20 protein-coding genes and 1 pseudogene are annotated in these 21,068 nt (G+C 71.8%); 15 read left to right on the top strand and 6 right to left on the bottom strand.

Annotation, left to right across the window (positions count from 1 at the left end; all coding sequences use genetic code 11):
- Window positions 1-139 precede the first annotated feature (139 nt).
- The 3 genes from ACZ3IJ_RS10130 (at window position 140) to ACZ3IJ_RS10120 (ending at window position 2,078) form a co-directional block, all read left to right on the top strand.
- Entirely contained in the window at window positions 140-1,240 is a 1,101-nt protein-coding gene (locus ACZ3IJ_RS10130; protein WP_467467217.1) for a fatty acid desaturase family protein, read from the top strand.
- Between the two features lie 15 nt (window positions 1,241-1,255).
- Window positions 1,256-1,438, top strand: a complete 183-nt coding sequence (locus ACZ3IJ_RS10125) for a hypothetical protein (RefSeq protein WP_352192628.1) — start codon at window positions 1,256-1,258, stop codon at window positions 1,436-1,438.
- A gap of 94 nt (window positions 1,439-1,532) precedes the next feature.
- On the top strand, window positions 1,533-2,078 hold the full coding sequence (locus ACZ3IJ_RS10120) for an MOSC domain-containing protein (protein WP_467467216.1): 546 nt from the start codon (window positions 1,533-1,535) through the stop codon (window positions 2,076-2,078).
- A 54-nt stretch (window positions 2,079-2,132) separates the two neighbouring features.
- On the opposite strand, the gene ACZ3IJ_RS10115 is transcribed toward ACZ3IJ_RS10120, so the two are convergent.
- From ACZ3IJ_RS10115 to ACZ3IJ_RS10100, 4 genes are all read right to left on the bottom strand, one after another.
- Window positions 2,133-3,524 (bottom strand): tannase/feruloyl esterase family alpha/beta hydrolase, encoded by a 1,392-nt coding sequence (locus tag ACZ3IJ_RS10115; RefSeq protein ID WP_467467215.1) that lies wholly within the window; start codon window positions 3,522-3,524, stop codon window positions 2,133-2,135.
- Window positions 3,525-3,735: 211 nt separating this feature from the next.
- Entirely contained in the window at window positions 3,736-4,572 is an 837-nt protein-coding gene (locus tag ACZ3IJ_RS10110) for a hypothetical protein (RefSeq protein WP_467467214.1), read from the bottom strand.
- Window positions 4,573-4,695: 123 nt separating this feature from the next.
- Entirely contained in the window at window positions 4,696-5,001 is a 306-nt protein-coding gene (locus ACZ3IJ_RS10105; protein WP_467467213.1) for a hypothetical protein, read from the bottom strand.
- A gap of 86 nt (window positions 5,002-5,087) precedes the next feature.
- Window positions 5,088-5,702 carry a class I SAM-dependent methyltransferase gene (locus ACZ3IJ_RS10100; protein WP_467467212.1) on the bottom strand — a complete coding sequence of 205 codons (615 nt, stop codon included), beginning with the start codon at window positions 5,700-5,702 and terminating at the stop codon, window positions 5,088-5,090.
- Window positions 5,703-5,853: 151 nt separating this feature from the next.
- Here ACZ3IJ_RS10100 and ACZ3IJ_RS10095 point away from each other — a divergent pair.
- The 5 genes and pseudogenes from ACZ3IJ_RS10095 to ACZ3IJ_RS10075 form a co-directional block, all read left to right on the top strand.
- Window positions 5,854-6,618 (top strand): annotated as a pseudogene (locus ACZ3IJ_RS10095) (MHYT domain-containing protein); the annotation flags it as partial.
- Between the two features lie 240 nt (window positions 6,619-6,858).
- The gene (locus ACZ3IJ_RS10090) at window positions 6,859-9,903 is read left to right on the top strand and encodes a sensor histidine kinase (RefSeq protein WP_467467211.1); all 3,045 of its coding nucleotides are present in this window, start codon (window positions 6,859-6,861) and stop codon (window positions 9,901-9,903) included.
- The gene (locus ACZ3IJ_RS10085) at window positions 9,900-10,334 is read left to right on the top strand and encodes a roadblock/LC7 domain-containing protein (RefSeq protein WP_467467210.1); all 435 of its coding nucleotides are present in this window, start codon (window positions 9,900-9,902) and stop codon (window positions 10,332-10,334) included. The genes ACZ3IJ_RS10090 and ACZ3IJ_RS10085 overlap by 4 nt, the downstream gene beginning before the upstream one ends.
- A 15-nt stretch (window positions 10,335-10,349) precedes the next feature.
- Entirely contained in the window at window positions 10,350-10,766 is a 417-nt protein-coding gene (locus tag ACZ3IJ_RS10080; RefSeq protein WP_467467209.1) for a DUF742 domain-containing protein, read from the top strand.
- Complete coding sequence (locus ACZ3IJ_RS10075; RefSeq protein WP_361444698.1) at window positions 10,747-11,364, top strand: GTP-binding protein; 618 nt, start codon at window positions 10,747-10,749, stop codon at window positions 11,362-11,364. The genes ACZ3IJ_RS10080 and ACZ3IJ_RS10075 overlap by 20 nt, the downstream gene beginning before the upstream one ends.
- A gap of 100 nt (window positions 11,365-11,464) precedes the next feature.
- Here the strand turns inward: ACZ3IJ_RS10075 and ACZ3IJ_RS10070 are convergent, their stop codons facing one another.
- On the bottom strand, window positions 11,465-11,890 hold the full coding sequence (locus tag ACZ3IJ_RS10070; protein ID WP_467467208.1) for a PPOX class F420-dependent oxidoreductase: 426 nt from the start codon (window positions 11,888-11,890) through the stop codon (window positions 11,465-11,467).
- Between the two features lie 163 nt (window positions 11,891-12,053).
- On the opposite strand from ACZ3IJ_RS10070, the gene ACZ3IJ_RS10065 reads away from it, so the two are divergent.
- From ACZ3IJ_RS10065 to ACZ3IJ_RS10045, 5 genes are all read left to right on the top strand, one after another.
- The gene (locus ACZ3IJ_RS10065) at window positions 12,054-12,458 is read left to right on the top strand and encodes a roadblock/LC7 domain-containing protein (RefSeq protein ID WP_391802171.1); all 405 of its coding nucleotides are present in this window, start codon (window positions 12,054-12,056) and stop codon (window positions 12,456-12,458) included.
- 83 nt (window positions 12,459-12,541) lie between these two features.
- Entirely contained in the window at window positions 12,542-13,534 is a 993-nt protein-coding gene (locus ACZ3IJ_RS10060; RefSeq protein WP_467467207.1) for a DUF6397 family protein, read from the top strand.
- A 204-nt stretch (window positions 13,535-13,738) separates the two neighbouring features.
- Window positions 13,739-14,449, top strand: a complete 711-nt coding sequence (locus tag ACZ3IJ_RS10055) for a DUF6333 family protein (protein WP_467467206.1) — start codon at window positions 13,739-13,741, stop codon at window positions 14,447-14,449.
- Window positions 14,450-14,665: 216 nt separating this feature from the next.
- Window positions 14,666-16,957: an LAETG motif-containing sortase-dependent surface protein gene (locus tag ACZ3IJ_RS10050; RefSeq protein WP_467467205.1), complete on the top strand. Its 2,292-nt coding sequence runs from the start codon at window positions 14,666-14,668 to the stop codon at window positions 16,955-16,957.
- A 172-nt stretch (window positions 16,958-17,129) separates the two neighbouring features.
- The gene (locus tag ACZ3IJ_RS10045; RefSeq protein ID WP_467467204.1) at window positions 17,130-18,677 is read left to right on the top strand and encodes an ATP-dependent DNA ligase; all 1,548 of its coding nucleotides are present in this window, start codon (window positions 17,130-17,132) and stop codon (window positions 18,675-18,677) included.
- Window positions 18,678-18,693: 16 nt separating this feature from the next.
- Here ACZ3IJ_RS10045 and ACZ3IJ_RS10040 read toward each other — a convergent pair whose 3' ends face one another.
- Entirely contained in the window at window positions 18,694-19,209 is a 516-nt protein-coding gene (locus ACZ3IJ_RS10040; protein ID WP_467467203.1) for a DUF6328 family protein, read from the bottom strand.
- 145 nt (window positions 19,210-19,354) lie between these two features.
- Between ACZ3IJ_RS10040 and ACZ3IJ_RS10035 the strand changes: the two genes are divergently transcribed.
- Together ACZ3IJ_RS10035 and ACZ3IJ_RS10030 are read left to right on the top strand one after the other, a co-directional pair.
- Window positions 19,355-19,765: a hypothetical protein gene (locus ACZ3IJ_RS10035; protein WP_467467202.1), complete on the top strand. Its 411-nt coding sequence runs from the start codon at window positions 19,355-19,357 to the stop codon at window positions 19,763-19,765.
- A gap of 192 nt (window positions 19,766-19,957) precedes the next feature.
- The gene (locus ACZ3IJ_RS10030) at window positions 19,958-20,761 is read left to right on the top strand and encodes a polysaccharide deacetylase family protein (RefSeq protein WP_467467201.1); all 804 of its coding nucleotides are present in this window, start codon (window positions 19,958-19,960) and stop codon (window positions 20,759-20,761) included.
- Window positions 20,762-21,068: the final 307 nt, after the last annotated feature.

Raw genomic sequence — 21,068 nt, 5'->3', positions numbered from 1 at the left:
AGCCCCACCCCGGCCCCGGGGGCAGCCCCCTGGCACCTCGGGGGGTGACGCCATGGCTGCGGAGGATCACCGGTCCGTACGTTCGAGGGAGTCCGGGCGGCCCGCCCGGGCCACCGCCCCACGGACACCGGAGACCGCCATGCCCCAGGCCACCGCAACGCTCACGGCGCCCGATCGGAGCCACGCGACCCGGCGCGGCGGCGACCGCGGTGGCGACCGCGGCGGCAGTGAGTTCGCACCGCTGCTGCGGACCATCAAGGAGCAGGGACTCCTGGAACGCAGGGCCGGCTGGTACGCGCGCGGCATGGCGGTCAATCTCCTCGGTCTCGCCGCCGTCGTCGCGGGCCTCGTCCTGCTCGGCCCCTCGTGGTGGGCCCTCCTCCTCGCCGTGCCGCTCGCCCTCCTCTCCGCCCGCGTCGCCTTCGTCGGCCACGACGCCGGACATGCCCAGATCAGCGCGGACCGCCGGCGGAACCGGATGATCCAGCTCGTCCACGCCAACCTGCTCCTCGGCATGAGCCAGGAATGGTGGAACGACAAGCACAACCGCCACCACGCGAACCCCAACCACCTCGAAAAGGACCCCGACGTCGCGGCCGACATCCTCGTCTTCGCCCAGCACCAGACGGCCGGTCGCGCCGGGTTCCGCGGCTGGCTCACGCGCCACCAGGCCTGGCTCTTCTTCCCGCTGACCACCCTGGAGGGCATCGCACTGAAGGTGTACGGGTTCCAGGCCCTGTTCTCCGGGGACGGGCCGTACCGGAACCGGCGCGAGCGGCTCGTCGAGGGCGCCCTGCTCCTCGCCCACGTCGTCGGCTACGCGGCGCTGCTCCTCACCACCCTCTCCGTCGGCCAGGCCCTGGTCTTCGCCCTGATCCACCAGATGCTCCTCGGGCTCCACCTGGGCATGGCCTTCGCACCCAACCACAAGGGCATGGAGATGCCGGACGCCCACCCGGACGGCGAGAACTGGGGGCATCTGCGACGCCAGGTGCTCACCTCGCGCAACATCCGGGGCGGACTCCTCACCGACTGGTTCCTCGGCGGACTGAACTACCAGATCGAGCACCACCTCTTCCCGAGCATGCCGCGCCCGCACCTTCGGCTCGCTCAGCCCGCCGTGCGTGCGCACTGCCGTACGGTGGGTATCCCCTACACAGAGACCGGTTTCGTCGAGTCCTACCGACAGGCGCTCGGACATCTGCACGAGGTCGGGGAGCCGCTGCGCTCGGCAGCGTGAGAAGGAGGCGTCGACATGTCGACACGGACGAAGATCGTGATCGGGGGAGTGGCCGTCGGCCTCCTCCTGATGCCCCTCATCGGCTTCTGGATGTCCCTGCTGGTGGTGCTCGGCGTCCCGGCCGTGGCCTATCTGGCCCTGGACCCCGGCCAGCGGCGCCGACTGCGCCGGATCTCCCGCAAGGAGCTCAACCGCTGAGGACCGCGCGGCGCCGGCCTCGACGTACGTCTGGCGTACGCTCGACGGTGATCACAGCCATGTGATCATCGGATCGGAGAAGGGGGCTCCCGTCATGAGCAGCGCCACCGTCACGACGGTCAGCAGCAACGGCGTCTACTCGTTCACCAAGCCGAACCGGGACAGCGTCACGCTGCTCGCCGGTCTCGGCGTGGAGGGGGACGTCCATGCCGGTGTCACGGTCAAGCACCGTTCCCGCGTGGCCAAGGACCCGACCGTGCCGAACCTGCGTCAGGTGCACCTGATCCACGCGGAACTCCTCGACGAGGTCGCCGGCGCCGGCTTCGAGGTCGCCCCCGGCGCGCTCGGCGAGAACATCACCACCCGGGGCATCGACCTCCTCGGCCTGCCCGCCGGCACCCGGCTGCACCTCGGAGCCGAGGCCGTCGTCGAGGTCACGGGGCTCCGCAACCCCTGCGCCCAGATCGACACCTATCGGCACGGGCTGCTGAAGCAGGTCCTCGGCCGGGACGAGAGCGGGCGGGTCGTCCGCAAGGCCGGGATCATGAGCATCGTGCTCGCCGGTGGCGAGGTGCGGCCCGGCGACCCGATCAGGGTCGAGCTGCCGGCCGAACCGCACCGCCCCCTGGAGATGGTCTGAGCCCCGGTCCGCCGATGCGCGTTCTGGACCGTCCCGGGGCCGTGCCCCGTCGCCCTAGGGGCGCGGCAGCGCACAGGAGTTGACCACGTCCTCGCCCGCCTGCCGTGCGATCGTACGGCTCGCGGGCGGCGCCGTACCCTCCTCGACCCACCCGCGCAGCGCGGCGAACGCCGAGCGGTAGCAGGGCAGGATCGGCCGCAGCCGGTCCGGGTAGGTGTCGTACAGCCCGTCCGTGTGCGTCCCGTCCTGGACCGTGTAGTACCGGTGCTTCCCGGACCGGCCGCGCGCGTCGACCATCCCGGTGTACACGTCGGAGTCGGTCGCGATCGGCAGCAGTGTGTCCAGATCGCCGTGCAGGGTGATGAGCGGCTTGCCGATCCGCCCCGTCAGCGCCACCTCGGCGACCGCGCGGCGGACGGACGCGGGGCGGGAGGCGTAGTCGTACGAGGCGTCGGAGGAGCAGGGGGCGAGGATCTCCTCGACCGTCGAACCGGCCGTCGTGCCTGGGCACGCGGGGTCGTACGCCGGATCGAACTCGGCTCTGAAGCTCTTCTGGGTCACGCCCCAGTACGCCTTCTCGTGGTACGGCCAGAGAAAGCGGGAGCCCTCCGCGAAGCCGGCGTCGATCAGGTCCTCGTCGGAGGCCCGGCCGAGTGAACGGGCGACAGTGACCGGAAGGCTCGTCAGCAGGTTGGGCCCGTGGGCCGTCCAGAGGACGCCCTCCCAGTCGACGCCGCCGTCGTACAGCTCGGGACGGTTCTCCAGCTGCCAGCGGGTCAGATATCCGCCGTTGGAGATGCCCGTCATGTACGTGTGCCGGGGCGCACGGCCGTAGTGCTGCCGCACGGTCTTCTTGGCGGCCCTCGTCAGCTCCGTCACCCTCCGGTTCCACTCGGCGACCGCGTCGCCCGGCTCGCGCCCGTCGGTGAAGAAGTCCGGACCCGTGTTGCCCTTGTCGGTGGCCGCGTAGGCGAAGCCCTGGGCCAGGACATGGTCGGAGATGAGGGTGTCGGTGGCGTACTGGCGCCGGGTTCCGGGCGCGCCGGTGACGACCAGACCGCCGTTCCAGTGCTCGGGGAGCCGGATGACGAACTGGGCGTCGTGGGACCAGCCGTGCGTGGCGTTGAGGCGGGAGTCGTCCGGGAAGTAGCCGTCGACCTGGACGCCGGGGACGCCGGACGGATTCCGGGTCCCCGTCGCGGAGAGCCCGGCCTGGTCGGCCATGTCGGTGTACCGGGTACCCGCCAGGCCCGCGGTCGTCAGATCGGCGAGGCACGCGGTCTCCTGGTGCGCGGCCCCGGGGACATCGACGGGGCGGACGCCCGCGCAGCCGGGCCGGGTGGGACCGGACTCGGCCCCGGCCGGTACGGCCGGGCCGGCGACGGTCAGCGCGGCCAGGAACGCGGTGAGGAGCGGAACGCCTCGGAACAGGCGCGTGGACGGCATGGACAGCCTCCGATGGGACGACGGGAAGGGGTGCGCGCCACATCGTGCGGCCACCTCTTCCCGAGCGGCCATGGTTCCGCGCCACACCTCGGGTCCGTCTGCCATGTGTGGGAACAGCCAGGGGCGGACCGGGTGGGCAGGCCCGGGGCGGACCGGTGGACGTACCGGGGCGCGGGCCGGTAGACGGATCCGGTGAGGGAGGAGCGGCGGATCAGGCGGGGCGCACCGCGATCGCGTCCAGGGCCTGCAGGAGCGCGGGCAGCTTGGGGCCGCGGGCCACGGGGAGGACCTCGCGCGGCTCGTCGTCCAGGAGGACGAAGGCCATGTCGTCGGTCCGCGCGACCAGGGACCAGCCCGGTCCGTCGGCCCGGAGCATGCGGGCCTCACCCGTCGCGAAGCTCGACCGCACCCGGCCGACCGGCGGGGCGTCGTCGAGGTAGCCGCGCAGCTCGCCGAGGGCGCGGCGCACCCCGTCGTACGGGTCGTGGGAGGCCTCCGTCCCCGAGCCGTCGGCACCACTCGCCCCGCCCGACGTACCCGCCCCGGCCGCTGCTCCGTCAGGCGTCGCGTCGTGCTCATCCATCTGGGCCCGCCAGGCGGCCCACTGGAGTGCCACCTCGTCCGCACCGAGCCTGCGCTGCGCGGGACCCCAGCCGTCCTCCTCGGGCGGGGACAGCGGAGCGCGGTCGCCCTCCTCCGGCTCGGGGTCGTGCGGGGCCGGCAGGCCGGGCGCGGCCGAGGCGACGGCGAGCGGCCAGCCGGGGAGCGCCGCCACCACCGAGCGCTCGTCGGGGGAGAGGTCGTACTCCATCCCGCAGTCCCAGGAGGCGATGGCCACGGCGACCAGCGAGACGTCGTCGACGATCACGGTCCAGCGGGCTCCCTCGCCGTCCTGGCCGAGGACCAGCCCGTACCCGCCGGCGTACGGTTCGATCTCCAGCGCCGCGCACGCCGCCGGGTAGTCGTCGCCCAGCACGCTCGGAAACTGCGCGGGCGTGAGCAGCACGGCGGTCAGCACATACAGCGCGTCGTCGTCGGCGGTAGCCACGGCAGCCTCCCCATCTGGTCGTCGGCGCACCTTAACCAGTGGGTAACCCGCGCGTCGAGAGTCTCCGGGAGGGAATGTGGACCGGAGGGCGACGGAGGGGTCGCGCGGTCCCTTCCGTGCGGTTCAGGCCGGGGGCAGTCCGAGCAGCGACCGTGCCACGGTCTCGGGTGACTCGTTCCGTTCGCGCGCCAGCACGATCACCGCCCGGCAGGCGAGCTCGTTGATCCCGAACGTCATGGCTTCGGGAGAGACCCAGGTGACGGCCTCGTCGATCCGGTCCTGATCGTCCTCCACACAGCCCGCGACATACGTCGCCGCCGCTTCGAAGATGTTGTGCTGCCGTCGTACCGGGGCGGGTTTGCCCGGTGCGTCCGGTGCCCTTCGCGCGGCCGGCAGGAGGGCGTTGAACAGTGCGCGCACACGGGCCATGGCCTGCCGCCTCTCCCGGACACGGCTGCCCGGCCCTTCCACGGTAGACAGGTAACTGCCGGGAAAGAAGGGTGCGTCGGGCGTCTCTAGGACGGAACTTCGTCGTCCTGGCGTACGGCGAGCACGAGGTAACGGTCGTCCTCGTCCACGTAACTGACCATCCGCCAGCCGGAACCGGCCAGCAGCGGACGCACGTTGGGTTCGGCGCGCAGGTCGTCGTCGGTGATCTGCCGCCCGTGCCGGGCGGCGAGCGCGACCCGTCCGATGGGATGGAAGAGGGCGAGTCTGCCGCCCGGGCGCACGACCCGGGCCAGTTCGCGCAGGTCGGCGGCCGGGTTCGCCAGATGGGAGATGAGCCCGGCGCCGAACACGGCGTCGAGAGCGCGGTCGCGCAGGGGCAGCCGGGCGACGTCGGTCCTGATCAGCTCCCCGGCCCCGTCGCGCCCGGCCCGTACCGCCTCTTCGAGCATCTCGGGGGTGAGGTCCGCCCCGATGACCGTTCCCGTCGGGCCCACGGCCGTGCGCAGCGCGGGCAGCGCCCTGCCGGTTCCGCACCCCGCGTCGAGTACCGCGTCTCCGGAGCGCAGGCCGAGATCGGCGACGGCCGCGGCGTACGCGGGGCCGTCGTCCGGGAAGCGGGAGTCCCAGCCGGCGGCGCGGGAGCCGAAGAACTCTTGGACACGGGTGGGATCATCGCTCATGCGTGCATGATGCCTCAGCCTCAGGGGTGAGCGCCGGGTGTCCATGTTCGAGCGCGGCACGATCGTTCTGGAACATCTCTGCGTCATATTCCATCAGCTTTCGAAATGCGCCCCTGATGCGCCCCCCTGTGCGGTCTAGCGTCCCTGGGTCATGGGACACCTGGACCACGCCGCCTTCGGCTGGCTGACACCTGTGCTGTCGTACGCGATGGCCTGCATAGGCGCCGCCCTCGGGCTGCGCTGCACCGTACGGGCGCTCGACGCGACCGGCCGATCCCGACGCAACTGGCTGCTCACCGCCGCGTCCGCCATCGGCACCGGCATCTGGACGATGCACTTCGTCGCGATGCTCGGCTTCGGGGTCACGGGAACCGACATCCGCTACGACGTTCCGCTCACCATTCTCAGCCTGCTCATCGCCATGGCGGTGGTCGGCGTCGGCGTCTTCGCCGTCGGCTACGGACGTGAACGGGGCCGCTCGCTCCTGATCGGCGGACTGACGACGGGAATCGGCGTCGCGAGCATGCACTACATGGGCATGGCCGCCCTGCGCCTGCACGGCCAGGTGACGTACGACCCGATCCTGGTCGGGCTCTCCGTCGCCATCGCCGTCGTCGCCGCGACCGCCGCGCTGTGGGCCGCGCTCAACATCCACGCGCCGGCCGCCGTGGCGCTCGCCGCGCTGGTCATGGGTGCCGCCGTCAGCAGCATGCACTACACGGGCATGTTCGCCGTCGAGGTCGCGGTCGTCCCGTCGAGGGCCGGACTGCCCGGAGCCACCGCCATGCAGTTCATCTTCCCGCTCGCCGTGGGCCTCGGCTCCTATCTCTTCATCACCTCTGCCTTCGTGGCTCTCTCCCCGACCGCCAAGGAGCGCGCCGCGTACGCCTCGGCCGAGCGGATCACCGAGCCGGACGAGCGCGCGGTCGACGTGGCGCCCCCCGGCTTCCGCACCCAGCTACGGGGAGACGACATCGCGGAGCCCGGGACCACAGGGCCGGGAACGGCCGTCGCCCCGCCCTCCTACGCGTACCGGGCCCGCACGGTCGACTAGGACCCCGCCCCCTCGTAGGCGACGCGCCCACCCGCTCGGAACGCCGTCGCCCGCCCCGCACGCACATCGCACCAGGACAGACGCAGCCGGAACGAGGAGGCCATGCGAACTCCCCGCAAGACCGAGGACGCCCGGACGGCGGCGCCGCCGCAGGCGGCGCGCGGACGGCGCGCGCACGCGGGGCCTCCCGCCGACGAACCACCGGCGCACGCCGCCGAGGCAACCCCCGGCGGTGCCGCCTCGCCCGGGCGATCGGCTCCCACCGTGCCCTCCGACGCCTCCGGATCCGCCGCTCCGTCCGGACCTTCCGTTCCGTCCGGATCCTCCGCGCGGGCCGTGCCGTCGGGGCGTCGCGGGCTGCGCCCCCGGACCGTCCGCGCGAAGATCGTCTCGCTGCTGATGGTCCCGGTCGTCTCCCTGCTGGCCCTCTGGGGATTCGCCACGGTCACCACCGCCCAGGACATCGCCCGGCTGCGCCAGCTCCAGAGGGTCGACGCGGAGATCCGCGAACCCGTCGCCGCCGCCGTCACCGCGCTGCAGGCCGAACGCCGCGCCGCCGTGCGCCAGGTCGCCTCGCCCGGCACGGGACGGGCCGCCGAGCTCAAGGACCAGGCACGGCGCACCGACGCCGCCGTGGCCCGGCTCCGCCTCGACGACGGACACACCGTCGGCGACAGGGGCGACCTGCCCCGGGACGTCGCCGACCGGATCGGCCGGTTCGTCTCCAAGGCCGAAGGCCTGGGCGGTCTTCGTACCGCAGCCGCCGCCGGCAAGGGCGACTGGGACCAGGTGTACGCGGAGTACACCGCCGCCATCAGCGCCGCCTTCGACGTCGGCGGCGCCCTGACCGGCATCCAGGACGCCGAGGTCGGCGCCGACGCGCGCGTGCTCCTCGAATTCGGCCGCGCCGGCGAGATGCTCGCCCGCGAGGACGCCCTGCTCGGCTCGGCCCACCTCGACGGCGAGCTGAGCGCGGAACGACTGCGCCGGTTCACCGGAGCGGTGGAGACGCGCCGCTCGCTCATCGAGTCCGCCACCGCCGACCTGCGCGGCCCCGAGCGCGCCGCCTGGAAGGAACTCGCCGACCAGCGCGGCTACCAGCAGCTCACCACCGCCGAGGACCGCATCGGGGCGGCCGCCCCCGGCCGTAAGGCGGTCCAGGCCGTGCCCGCCGCCACCTGGGACGACGCCATGGCGGTCGTACGGGGCGGGCTCGCGTCCATCGAGACCGACGCCCGCCGCGCCGCCGCCGACCGGGCGGACCCGTTCGGCGGCGGCGCCTTCACCGCCGGTGGCGCCGCCGTACTGCTCGGCCTCGCCGCCGTCGCCGCCTCCCTCGTGATCTCCGTACGGATCGGCCGGGGCCTGGTCATCGAGCTCATCAGCCTGCGCAACACGGCCCTCGGGATCGCGCGGCGCAAACTCCCCGGCGCCATGCTGCGGCTGAGGGCCGGAGAGGAGATCGACGTACAGGCAGAGGCCCCGCCCGGTCCCGCTCCGCAGGACGAGATCGGACAGGTCGGAGAGGCCCTCACCATCGTCCACCGGGCCGCGCTCTCCGCCGCCGTGGAACGCGCCGAACTCGCGAGCGGCATCTCCGGAGTGTTCGTCAACCTCGCCCGCCGCAGCCAGGTCCTGGTCCACCGTCAGCTCAACCTGCTCGACAGCATGGAGCGTCGTGCCGACGACCCGAACGAACTCGGCGACCTGTTCCGGCTCGACCACCTCACCACGCGCATGAGACGCCACGCCGAGAGCCTGATCATCCTCTCCGGCGCCGCCCCGGGCCGCGCCTGGCGCATGCCGGTGCCGCTGACCAACGTCGTCCGGGCCGCCGTCTCCGAGATCGAGGACTACGCGCGCGTGGAGATGCGCCAGCTCCCCGAGACGTCGGTCATCGGCGGCGCGGTCGCCGACCTCACCCACCTGCTGGCCGAACTCATCGAGAACGCGGCCCAGTTCTCCCCGCCCCACACGAAGGTGCGGATCAGCGGGGAGCCCGTCGGCAACGGCTACGCCCTGGAGATCGAGGACCGGGGGCTCGGCATGGGCAAGGAGTCCCTCGCGGAGGCCAACACGAGGATCGCGCAGTCAGAGGCGCTCGACCTCTTCGACAGCGACCGGCTCGGCCTGTTCGTGGTCAGCCGGCTCTCCTCCCGCCACGACATCAAGGTCCATCTGCGGACCTCGCCGTACGGCGGCACGACCGCCGTCGTCCTGCTCCCCACCGACGTGCTTCAGGGCGCGCTCCCGCCCGGGAGGAGCACGGCGCACGGGCGGCCGGCGGAACCGGCGCGCGGGGACGACCCGCGGGAGTACGCGGTGCACCGCGAGCGGCCGGGCGCCGAGGAGGGGCCCTACCCGCGCCACCGCGCGCAGTCGCCCGCCTCCGTGGGCGCCGTACCGCCCCCGGCCCAGACCCAGGCGCTGCCCCCGTCCCGGAACGCGTCCTCGCCCCGCGCGCAGTCGTCGCCCGCGTCGCCGTTCCCGTCGGCGTCCCCCGCGCCCGCGCCGCCCTCCGCTCCGCAGCCGCGGTCGCCGTCGCAGACGTCGTCGTCCTCGATGCCGCGGCCGCCCCGGATCCCCGCCCTCTCGGGGCAGTCGGAGTCGCAGGATCAGGGGTCCCCCGAGCAGCCACCGGCCGGCGTCACGACCCTGCGTCAGCGCGGCCGCTCCTCCACTCCGCCGCCGCACACACCCTCCGCGGCGCCCGCGCCCGGTCCGCCGGAGCCGCCCTCGGACGACTCCGGCGACCTGCCCCGGCGGATACGCCAGGCCAGTCTCGTACCGCAGCTGCGCGAGGCGCCACCGGCGGACCTGCCGCCGACCCCGGCTGTCCAGGGCGCGGAGGAACGCACCCCCGAGCAGGTCAGGGACCGGATGACCGCCTACCGCGACGGCTGGGCCCGGGGCGGCGGCCCGGCCCCCGGCACCAGACGGCCACTGGGAACGGGCTCCGGCCGTGAATCCGGGCGCGATCCCGGCCGTGGAGCCCGTCACGAATCCGGCCGTGACGCCGGCCGTGAATCCGCTCCGGGCTCCGGCCGCCCCGACTTCGGCCCCGACTCCGGCCCCGACTTCGGCAACGTCTCAGACCACGGCCGCCACTTCGGCCACGACTTCGGCAGTGAAGGAGACCACGCATGATCGACCACGAGAGGATGTCCCACCACCGCTCCGGTGAACTCGACTGGCTGCTCGACGACCTCGTCGTCAGGGTCCGGGAGGTCCGGCACACGGTCGTGCTGTCCAACGACGGACTCGCCGTCGGCTCCTCCAGCGGACTCAGCCGCGAGGACGCCGAGCATCTGGCCGCCATCGCCTCCGGCTTCAACAGCCTCGCCAAGGGCGCGGGCCGCCAGTTCCACACCGGGGGCGTACGCCAGACCATGGTGGAGATGGACGACGGATTCCTGTTCGTCGCCTCCGCAGGTGACGGCTCCTGCCTCGCCGTTCTCAGCTCCGTGAGCGCCGACATCGGCCTGATCGCCTACGAGATGGCCCGGCTGGTGAAGCGCGTCGGCGAGCATCTGCACACCCCGCCGCGGCTCGCCGCCACCCCGCCGGCCGCCGGCTGACCGGAGACGCCATCCATGAACGAGGACAGCCCCGGCGACGGCCAGGCCCCGCCGGGCAGTCAGTGGTACGACGCGGACGCCGGGCCGCTCGTCCGTCCGTACGCCATGACCGGCGGCCGCACGAAGCCGGGGCCCAGCAACGTACGGTTCGACCTCATCGCACTCGTCGTCGTCGACGACGACCCGCCCGGCCGGGCCGAGGAGTCGCTCCTCGGCCCCGAACACCGGGCCCTGCTCACCCTGTGCAGGGCGGAGACGCAGTCGGTGGCCGAACTCGCCGCCGACGCCGATCTGCCCGTCGGCGTCGTCCGGGTCCTCCTCGGCGACCTCCTCGAAGCGGGCTTCGTCAGGGTCAGCCGACCCGTGCCGCCCGCGCAGCTGCCCGACGAACGGATCCTGAGGGAAGTCATCGATGGCCTACGAGCGCTCTGAGAGCACGGGTGCGGGCGGCGGCGTGGACACCACGGCCCTCGCGTTGAAGATTCTGGTCGCCGGCGGATTCGGCGTGGGCAAGACCACGCTGGTGGGCGCCGTCAGCGAGATCCGTCCGCTGCGCACCGAGGAACAGCTCAGCCGGGCCGGGGAGTCGGTGGACGACACCGGGGGCGTCGACCAGAAGACCACCACGACGGTCGCCATGGACTTCGGCCGCATCACGATCCGCTCCGGCCTCTCCCTGTACCTGTTCGGTACGCCGGGACAGGACAGGTTCTGGTTCCTCTGGGACGAGCTCTCCCAAGGGGCGCTCGGAGCCGTCGTCCTCGCCGACACACGACGGCTCGAGGACTGCTTCCCCGCCGTCGACTACTTCGAGCACCGGAAGATCCCCTTCGTCGTGGCGGTCAACTGCTTCGCGGGGGCACGGAACTACGGAGCGCACGAGGTCTCGCGGGCGCTGGACCTGGACCGCGGCACGCCGGTGGTGCTGTGCGACGCGCGCGACCGGGACTCGGGCAAGGAGGTGCTGATCAGACTGGTCGAGTACGCGGGACGCATGCACACGGCGCGGTTGCTCGACTCGGTCGGGTGAGGCGACCCGCGGCGGCGATCGCGCGCGGGTGCCGGGTCGTGCGGGTCGGCCAGGTCGGCCAGGTCGTGCGGGTCGTGCGGGTCGGCCAGGTCGCGCGCGGTCAGTCGGAGATGCCGCTCTCGGCGGTCACCTTCTCGATCCGCAGGCGCACGAGGAGTTCGCCGGGGACGCCGTTGCGGGCGCCGAACTCCTCGGCGCGTTCCTCGCCCATGTAGCGGGCACCGATGCGAGCGGCCCAGCGGCGCAGCTCACCCGGGTCCTCGCTGATCTCTGCGCGGCCCCGGAGCGAGACGAAGGCGAACGGCGGCCGGTCGTCGTCGACACAGACGGCGGCCCGTCCGGTGCGGGCCAGGTTGCGGCCCTTGACCGTGCCCTTACCCGTATTGAAGACGATGTCGTCACCGTCGAGCACGAACCAGATCGGGACCACGTGCGGACTCCCGTCGTCGCGTACGGTCGCCAGCTTTCCCGTGCGCGTTCCCTCGGACACGAACGCCCGCCACTGTTCCTCGGTCATCTTCGGCATACCTCCATGGTGCGCCACCCGGGCATGCGCGGCGTGCCCGCCACCCCCGGCATCGCCAGGGGTGCTTGCTCTGTCCACGACAGTGGGTAAGGCTTGCCACGACAGGCGGACCGCGGGGACTGCGGGGTCACGGGGACGCCACACACAGGGGGAAGGACCACAGATGGCGCTGGACAAGGAACTGGACTGGCTCCTGGACGACTTGACCCGGCGGGTCGAGTACATCCGGCACGCGCTCGTACTCTCCAACGACGGGTTGGTCACAGGAGCGAGCAGCGGCCTGGAACGGGAGGACGCCGAGCATCTGGCCGCCGTCTCCTCGGGCCTGCACAGCCTTGCGCGCGGCTCGGGCCGGCACTTCCAGGCCGGGCGCGCACGGCAGACGATGGTCGAGTTCGACGAGGCCCTGCTGTTCGTGACGGCGGCGGGCGAGGGCAGCTGCCTGTGTGTGCTGAGCGGTGCGGACGCCGACGTCGGTCAGGTGGCGTACGAGATGACGCTGCTGGTCAACCGGGTCGGCGAGCACCTCGGGGTGGCGGCGCGACAGTCGGGAGTCGGCGGTCTGTGAGTTGTCCACAGGCCGAGCGGGAGCCCGCCTGACGGAGGTACGGTCGTCACCGAGAGTAATCGTCGCTCACGGGGGAGACCGCCATGACAGGAGAAGAGACCACTCGCGTCGCGCCCGCGCCGGCCGGGCCGCCCACGCCGGCACCCATGCCCGCGACGGCGTCGGCGCCCGCGCTGGCGCTGACGCGGGCAGCGCAGGAACTGGAGCTGCGGCGGGACGAGTTCCAGCTCGCCGTCCAGCTGGGTCTGGTGAGGACCGTGCCGGCAGGTGTCGGCGCGCGAGGCGGACGTCGACGTGTGGAGCGGTCGGAGATCGACCGACTCAGGGGCGCGCCGGACTTCCCGCACGGACTGCGCGACCGCGTTCGCACGGTCGGTACGGGCGAGGCCGCCGCCTTGCTCGCCGTGCCGCCGGAGCGCTTCACCAGGCTCGCGAGGACCGGGCACTTCACCCCGGTGCGGTTCTATCTCAACCGCTACCGCGCGGTGGCCTGGCTCTATCTCGCCGGTGAGCTGGGCGAGTTCGCCCTGACCCATCCAGGGCTGCTCACCGGGAGACTCCCGAGGGAGACCAGGGAGCGCCTCGACGGTGGAGAGGACCGACGGCCGCGCAACTGGCGCGCCCGCCGCCTGGGGCTCCTGCTCCGGTCGGCCGAGGACCCCTGGGCGCGGGCAGCGGCCATCGCCTCGTTGCTCGACCCCGGGCAGTTGTCCGAGGTCGTCGACGACCCGTACGAACGCACCCACCTCGACCGTCTGCGCCCCGAACCTCCCTCGGGGCGAACGGAGTCGGCGGCCGCGCGCGACATCGTGGACCGGCTGACCGTGGCGGACGACCCGGACGAGATCCTCTGGCATCGCATGAGCCTCGCCCTCGCTCTGGACGAGGCCCGAGCGGACCGTCCCGCCCCGCGTCCCGACGCCGCGCCCGCGCCGGACGCGCCGACACCGCGCCCACCCCACTCCTCCGTCCTGATCCGCCCGCCCGCGCACCGTTCGCGCCGCAGTCTCCTCGACCGTCTGAGGCGCGGTAAGGGGATGGCCGGCGCGGAGCCGGAGGGGAGGCCACGCGGCTAGCTGCCGTGGGCTAAGACGGGCGTCCCGGCACGTCATCGACGGCCACGACCAGCACGTTCGCTCCGTAGCGGACGGCAAGGGCCGGGCGTGTGGACGGACCGGCGGCACCCTTGCGGCAGCAACCGCTCCCGCCCGCGGCCGATGAGACCGCTGCGTGATCCGTCGTCGCTCTCTCCGCCGTCGCCCGCACTACGGTGGATGGCTATGACCGACGACACCCTCTGGGACTCCCCGCCCGACGCCCCCATGCTCCGCGGCGGCACCTACACCCTCACCGTCATCGACGAGCCCTCGCTCCACGAGGTCCAAGCACTCCCCGCACACGATCCCGCACGTGCGCGAGAGGTGGTCGCGTCCCTGATCACCGTCGCCGGCGTCGCCGCGGAACTGGCTCCGCAGCCCGCCACGGAACTGGTGCCGCAGGACACCCGCGCCGACCTCGATCGGGTGCGGGTGGGCTGCTGGGGGCCGGTCACCGAGATCACCGACGCGGCGCTGGCCTTCCGGGGCGGCTGCTTCCCGTTGGACGACCAGGCGGCCGCCTTTGCCCGGCGACACCCGGGGGCAGCCGTGATCGGGTCGGTCCGCGTCGACTTCCCCATCCGGTACGGGGCATGGGTCTTCCTCCACCCCGACGGAACTCGCCTCTGGGCCGAAGGATGGTCGGGTGAGGGCCCGTGGAACGTGCAGGGAAGCGTCGAAGCCATCCTCGACGCCTTCCAGGCGCGGACCGCTCTCGACGCCGACTTCGACCTCGACGCGGAGCCGCCGGCGATGGACTTCAGCGAGCTGGAAGACGCCGTGCTGCGCACGATGATGCCCCTGGACCGGCGCGAGCGCGTCCTGTCGGTCTTCCGCGTCGCGCGCACGCCCGAGGCCGTCGATCACCTGGAGGAGACCTGGATGGAAGAGTAACGATCGGGAAACATAAGGAAGTTGTCAGCAATCGATCGTCGTGTTCTTGCCTTCGCACTTGCTACGTCCCCTAGGGTGGTCGGTCTCCAGTGCCGCACCCATCGCCGATCTCAGGAGCCCCGCGCGGCGCTGTACACGGGCTCTCCCAGGGGGACAAAGAACGTGACTGCACAGATACGGCCCTTAGGTCGCACCCGTCGACTGTGGCCACGCACCGTGCTGGCTCTGAGCGCGGCGACCGCCATATCCCTGACCGGGCTTCCGGGGCTGCCGGGCTTCCAGATCGACGAGGCCGAGGCGGCGCCCAAGCCGCAGCGCTGCGACGAGATGTACCTGGGGCACAGCTACGGCAGGACACCGGCCAACTCCGGCCCGCCGATGACCGGTGACTACGACCCGTTCCCGACGGACGAGAACTACACGTACGTCAACCCGGCCAAGGACTTCGACGGGGTTCTCGCGCCCACCGACAAGCAGCGCGAGAAGGCGGGCACGAACTACCGCAAGTGGCAGCGGCTCTGGGAGAAGAACGGCAACCCGGCCGACCGCGTCATGGAGATGTACGCACGCTACAACGCCCAGTACAACAACTCCACCGGCTACAAGAACTGGGACGACTGGAAGCAGATACGCTGGCTCGCCCCGCACGGGAACCCGCCGCGCGGCTTCGCGTTCATGCAGCGGATGGTCAAGAAGTACAACATGATCGGCCCGGACTGGTGGTGCGAGGACACCCTCGAATACACCGACGAGAAGGGCAACAAGCAGGAACGCCGCATCGACGCACGCAACCGGGTCAAGGGCGTCAACGTCGAGGCGAAGTCCAACGGACACATCGAGAACGACCAGTTGAAGGGCGACAAGGCGCTCGCCAAGCAGTACCCGAAGGACAAGTTCCAGTACCTGACGGGTCAGACGACCGAGAAGGGCACCAAGGAGAAGGTCGACGCCTTCAACAAGGAGATGAAGGCGGACCGGGGCACCAGCGCGCGGCAGGCCAACATCGTCGAGCGCCGCTCGAACGCCATCGAGCGCCCGCTGAAGCCGAACGTCTACACCGCCGCCGACCCGCGCTTCAACGCCGACCCGCTGAAGGCCGGTCGCTCCTCGATCATGGACCAGGCACTCCGCTCGGGGAAGACCCCCGCGGAAGCCCTCCGTATGCAGAAGCAGTACGAGGCCAACAACCGGGGCGGCTACTTCAACCGGGGCCCCGGCGGCATCGACTTCTCCAGCATGGAACTGAACTACGTCTCCACCCCCGCCAAGGGCAAGGGGATGCGGTACTCCATGAAGACGACGTACGTCCCCGACGCCGAGGCCAAGCCCGGCTGGGGCGGTGAGGCGCGCCTGAACCTCGCCAACGACGCGTTCTTCACCTGGCTGGCGCTGACCCCCGACAAGTTCTGGGTGAACCTCAACCCCGTGCAGCCCGACGTCATCATGGACAAGGAGTTCGCCAAGACCGACGCGGGCCGCATCCTGCTGGAGGCGGACCTCACCCTCAAGCACGACTACGCCGACGCCATGAACCCCGACAAGTACGAGCGCGGGGAGCGATTCTGGCGTGCCGCGCCGCGCACCGCCGAGGGTGCGCCCTGCCTGCCGATCATCCGGCAGTGGATCACCCCCAAGACGGCGACGGTCCGTGAGCAGGACGGCGGCATCTACATCCTCGACGCGCCGCTGAAGGTCAACATGGAGGTGGCCAGCGGTCCCGAGAAGCCTCCGAACACTTGCGACATCACCGAGGCGCAGTCCAAGCAGGCCGAGGCGCTCATCCGCAGCGAGATCCTGCCGGAGGTGGAGCGCCGCGTGAACCAGGAGGCCGGCTACGCCGACCTGCGCTACGTCTACCGTTCCCGCGTCGCCGCCGAGCACGTCCGCCGCGCGGACGCCGCCCAGCCCACCGACTTCCGCACGGTCATCAACAGCAACGACGTCAAGCGGTGGCCGCTGAGGGGCGAGAACAAGGACTGGGACAAGAAGACCGTCTACGACAAGTACGTCCACTCGTTCAAGAACGGCGACTACAAGTTCGAGCGGGTCTACGACGGCAAGGTCTGGATCCTGTCCATGGGCGGGGTCGACTTCTCCAAGTCCCCCAAGCGCAACATCACACGGACCGAGTTCAACGTCCAGCACCGTGACCTCGACAGGACCACCAGGACATCTCTGCAGACCGAGACGACGCACCGCGGTACCGAAGAGGTCTTCCTCGGTTCGTCCGGTGAGCGTGACGGTGGCGGCGGTCCCACGCCGACGCCCACGCCGACTCCGTCGGGCACCGGCAAGCCCACCGAGCAGCCGACCACTCCGGCACCCGGCCCCTCCACGCCCGGCGGTGACCACAGCGCGCCGCCGGCGACGAAGGATCCGGAGGGCGACCTCGCCGACACCGGCAGCAGCACCCCCGTCGGCATGATCGTGGGCATCGCGGCGGTCCTCGCCGTGGCCGGCGGAGCACTGCTGTGGTGGATGCGGCGCCGCAGGACGGCCGGCGAGTAGGCCGTCCGAGGGAATGACGGAACCCGGCGGCGGGCCGGTGGGCGCAGAACAGCGCCCGCCGCCCGCCGCCGGACCTGTGCGCCGGATACTCGATCGCGCCGAGATCCCGGTTCCTGTAGGTGACCCAGTGTCCGACGTGCGGCCCGCGCCACCGGCGGGGGAGTATGGGCGCATGCTTCTGGCACGACTCGCCGACGCGTCCCAGCAGGTCACCGCCACGTCCGCCCGCTCGCGGAAGATCGCGGTGCTGGCCGAGCTGTTCTCGGAGGCCGTGCCCGAGGAGAGCCCGCTCGTGATCGCGTACCTCTCCGGCCGGCTCCCGCAGGGGCGCATCGGCGTGGGCTGGGGCGTGCTCAAGAACGTGGTCCCACCGGCCGTACCGCCCGCCGCGCACCCCGGCCTGACCCTCGCCGGCACCGACGCCGTCATGACGGAGCTGGCCGCCGTCTCCGGCGCCGGGTCGCAGGCCGAGCGCGTCCGTCTCGTACACGAGCTGATGGCCGCCGCGACCGTGGAGGAGCAGGAGTTCCTGATCAGGCTGCTCTCCGGGGAGGTACGGCAGGGAGCCCTGGACGCCATCGCCCTCGAAGGGGTCGCGCGCGCCGCCACCGTGTCCTCGGCCGAACTGCGACGGGCCGTGATGCTGGAGGGTTCGCTGCCCCGTGTCGCCCAGGCGGTGCTGGCCGAGGGGACGGCTGGTCTCGAAGGCTTCGCGCTGCGGGTCGGTGTCCCCGTCCAGCCGATGCTCGCCCATACGGCCGCCTCGGTCACCGAAGCCGTCGCGGGTCTCGGACGGTGCGTGGTCGAGGAGAAACTCGACGGCATCCGGATCCAGGTGCACCGCCGTGGCGACGAGGTGAGGGTGTTCACCCGCTCCCTGGACGACATCACCGGCCGGCTGCCCGAAGTCGTCGCCGTCGCCCGGGAGACGGCCGCCGACCCGTTCATCCTCGACGGAGAGGTGATCGCCCTCGATCCCGCCACCCGTCGGCCGCTCGCCTTCCAGGACATCGCCTCGCGTGTCGGCTCCCGCGTCGACGTCGCCGCCGCCAGCGCCACGGTGCCCCTCTCACCCGTCTTCTTCGACGTGCTCGCCGCCGACGGGGAGGTGCTCATCGACCGGCCGGGCGAGGAGCGCCACGCCGCGCTGGCCCGGCTGCTGCCCGAGAACCGGCGGGTCCGTCGCTTCGTCGTGGACGATCCCGGCGTGCCCGGGCAGGTGGAGGCGGCCGAACGGTTCTTCACGGACACGCTGTCCCTGGGGCACGAAGGCGTCCTGGTGAAGGCCCTGGACGCGCCCTATGTGGCCGGTCGCCGTGGCCGTACCTGGCTCAAGGTCAAACCGGTCCACACGCTCGACCTCGTCGTCCTCGCCGCCGAGTGGGGCCACGGCCGCCGCACCGGGCTGCTCTCCAACCTCCACCTCGGCGCCCGGGCCGCCGACGGGACCTTCGTGATGCTCGGCAAGACGTTCAAGGGCCTCACCGACGAGATGCTGCGCTGGCAGACCGGGAAGCTGGGCGAACTCGCCGTGGACGACGACGGCTTCACCGTACGCGTACGGCCCGAGCTCGTCGTCGAGATCGCGTACGACGGTGTCCAGCGCTCCACCCGCTACCCCGCAGGGGTCACCCTGCGCTTCGCCCGCGTCCTGCGGCACCGGCCGGACAAGCCGGCCTCCGAGGCCGACACCGTGGAGCGTGTCGTCGCGGGATCATGACCGGGCGTGAGTTCGCTCAGTCTCCGCTGGTGTAGCGGCGCCGGACCCAGAGCGGGAGCACGTACCAGCACAGCAGGTACCAGGCGACCAGACCGGTCACCAGCCACGGCACGTACCCGTCGTGCGTCGCCACCCGCAGGACGAGCAGCAGCGCCGAGGTCAGTGTGGCGAGCAGCAGCACGAGCCCCACGAACGTCAGCCGCGAGGCCCAGACCACGGTCTCCGGTTTGATCCGGCGCCCCGCCACGATGCGGTGGAACGAGACCGGCCCGATCAGCGCCCCCGTCGCCGCCGCGCCCAGTGACACCGTGACCACGTAGATGGCCCGATCGGTGTCCGACAGGTCGGCGAACCGGGGCGCGAAGACGACCGTGAGCAGGAAGCCGAACAGGATCTGCACGCCCGTCTGGGCGACCCTGATCTCCTGCATCAGCTCGGCCCAGCGCCGGTCCGCGCGTTCCTCCTGCGTCTCGTGACGACCACGGACGAGGTCACCGCCGTCGGACTGTTCCCGGACCGGTCGTGTGGACACGGAACCTCCTGTTGTCGGTCCCCTCTTCGCGGGTAACCGGTCGGAGCCCGCTTCAATCCCGGGCCGCCCGAGCCAGGGGGCGGCCGCGCCCGCCCGGGTGCACGGGGACGTCGCGGGACGCTCCGGCGCGAGGGATGCTGGAAGCGTGGCAGGACGACCCACGCCTGGCAGCGAGGAGATGAGCTACGTGTACGACCACCACATCGACACCGACGTCACCGTGCAGCTGAGCGACTGCGACCGCCAGGACGCCCAGGCGGTCTTCGACGTCCTCGACCATGTCTACCGGCTCGAGGACATGAGCGCTCCCGGCCCGAAGGCGGCCTCGGCGCCCGCCCCCACCGTCTGGATGGCGACCTTCGACACGGCCGAGGCGCGCGGGGAGGACGCCGGTCCGGTGCATCTGGCCGGACAGGTCGGCGCGCTGCTGACCGGTGGGTACCACGCGGTCGAGGAGGTCGAGAAGACGCTCGCCGCCACCTTCGCGGTGCGGTCGACGCAGTCCGTCTCGGGCGACCAGGAGACCGAGGCCCGCCTGCTCCTCGCATCCCGCTGACCCGGCCGGCCCTGCCGGCCCACTGACACCCCGGACGGAGCGGACGGGCGCCGTCCGGGGCACATGCATGTCCCACACCCCCTATGCATCGCGTGTATACACGCTATGTAGAGTGCTCCGTACACCGCGACGGCGCCCTGACCAGGCGCATGTCGCCCTTCGAAGCCATCTACGGGGAAAGCGGGTTGCAGCATGTTCCGAACCGATACGGGGAAGCGCCGGGCATCGGCCGCCGCCCTTCTGGCGGCGGCCTCACTCGTGCTCGCGCTCAGCGGGTGCGGGGTCGATCCGATCACCCCGGCCGAAGCAAGGGGCAAGGCGGCCGGGTCGGACGACAAGCGGGGCGGGGAGGGTGCCGAGGGATCGGGCGGTCCGGCCGGCCCCGTCGACTGCACCAAGGCGAAGTGCATAGCCCTGACCTTCGACGCGGGTCCCGGCAAGGACACGCCTCACCTCCTCGACGTGCTCAAGGAGAAGAAGGTCCCCGCCACGTTCTTCCTGCTCGGCAAGAAGCATGTCGATCGGTATCCCGACGTCGTCAAGCGCATCGCGGACGAGGGGCACGAGGTCGCGAACCACACGTGGACGCACCGCATCCTGACCGACCTGGAGGCCGGGGAGGTGCGCGAGGAGCTGTCCCGCACCCAGGACGCGATAGAGAAGATCACCGGAAGCCGGCCGACCCTCATGCGGCCTCCGCAGGGGCGGACCGACGACACGGTCTCGGGGGTGAGCCGGGACCTCGGGCTGGCGCAGATCCTGTGGAGCGTCACGGCCAAGGACTACTCCACTACCGACTCGGACCTCATACGGAAGCGAGTGCTCGAAGGGGCGCAGGGCGACGGGATCATCCTGCTGCACGACATCTACGACGGCACCGTCCCCGCCGTGCCGGGCATCATCGACGAGCTGAAGGAACGGGGCTTCACTTTTGTGACGGTCCCTCAGCTCCTCGCCCCCGGCAACGCGGAGCCGGGGTCGGTCTACCGTCCGTGATGTGAGACGCACGAACGGTAAAAAAGGGGGTGAGGTGTCTCACATCGGGCACCCTGGAGTCCTCGGAACTCGTCTTGAAGGTTTATCGTTCATCAATGTGTGATGGCGGAGGGGCCCGGTCCCCAGGTCCCCCCCTTGCGGTGACCGCTCTTCGTCGTCGCGGCAATCGGCCCCGGTTGGAATCCCCCGTCCAACCGGGGCTTTGTCGTTCCTCGGGCCGTGTCCGCCGTCGAGTCCCGGGCGCGTACCGCTCGTGAGAGGCGCACGCTCCGGCGCGTTCAACTCCTTCGGGTGACCCCCTGCATGC

The organism is Streptomyces sp. NPDC013317, assembly GCF_055563155.1.
Note: the sequence above shows the minus strand (reverse complement) of the source record. Positions and strands in the feature narration are given on the sequence as shown.

Excerpts from the sequence above, each read along its gene's own strand:
- ACZ3IJ_RS10130 (WP_467467217.1), top strand. The coding sequence starts at position 140 with ATGCCCCAGGCCACCGCAACGCTCACGGCGCCCGATCGGAGCCACGCG.
- ACZ3IJ_RS10125 (WP_352192628.1), top strand. The coding sequence starts at position 1,256 with ATGTCGACACGGACGAAGATCGTGATCGGGGGAGTGGCCGTCGGCCTC.
- ACZ3IJ_RS10120 (WP_467467216.1), top strand. The coding sequence starts at position 1,533 with ATGAGCAGCGCCACCGTCACGACGGTCAGCAGCAACGGCGTCTACTCG.
- ACZ3IJ_RS10115 (WP_467467215.1), bottom strand. The coding sequence starts at position 3,524 with ATGCCGTCCACGCGCCTGTTCCGAGGCGTTCCGCTCCTCACCGCGTTC.
- ACZ3IJ_RS10105 (WP_467467213.1), bottom strand. The coding sequence starts at position 5,001 with ATGGCCCGTGTGCGCGCACTGTTCAACGCCCTCCTGCCGGCCGCGCGA.
- ACZ3IJ_RS10100 (WP_467467212.1), bottom strand. The coding sequence starts at position 5,702 with ATGAGCGATGATCCCACCCGTGTCCAAGAGTTCTTCGGCTCCCGCGCC.
- ACZ3IJ_RS10090 (WP_467467211.1), top strand. The coding sequence starts at position 6,859 with ATGCGAACTCCCCGCAAGACCGAGGACGCCCGGACGGCGGCGCCGCCG.
- ACZ3IJ_RS10085 (WP_467467210.1), top strand. The coding sequence starts at position 9,900 with ATGATCGACCACGAGAGGATGTCCCACCACCGCTCCGGTGAACTCGAC.
- ACZ3IJ_RS10080 (WP_467467209.1), top strand. The coding sequence starts at position 10,350 with ATGAACGAGGACAGCCCCGGCGACGGCCAGGCCCCGCCGGGCAGTCAG.
- ACZ3IJ_RS10075 (WP_361444698.1), top strand. The coding sequence starts at position 10,747 with ATGGCCTACGAGCGCTCTGAGAGCACGGGTGCGGGCGGCGGCGTGGAC.
- ACZ3IJ_RS10070 (WP_467467208.1), bottom strand. The coding sequence starts at position 11,890 with ATGCCGAAGATGACCGAGGAACAGTGGCGGGCGTTCGTGTCCGAGGGA.
- ACZ3IJ_RS10065 (WP_391802171.1), top strand. The coding sequence starts at position 12,054 with ATGGCGCTGGACAAGGAACTGGACTGGCTCCTGGACGACTTGACCCGG.
- ACZ3IJ_RS10060 (WP_467467207.1), top strand. The coding sequence starts at position 12,542 with ATGACAGGAGAAGAGACCACTCGCGTCGCGCCCGCGCCGGCCGGGCCG.
- ACZ3IJ_RS10055 (WP_467467206.1), top strand. The coding sequence starts at position 13,739 with ATGACCGACGACACCCTCTGGGACTCCCCGCCCGACGCCCCCATGCTC.
- ACZ3IJ_RS10045 (WP_467467204.1), top strand. The coding sequence starts at position 17,130 with ATGCTTCTGGCACGACTCGCCGACGCGTCCCAGCAGGTCACCGCCACG.
- ACZ3IJ_RS10030 (WP_467467201.1), top strand. The coding sequence starts at position 19,958 with ATGTTCCGAACCGATACGGGGAAGCGCCGGGCATCGGCCGCCGCCCTT.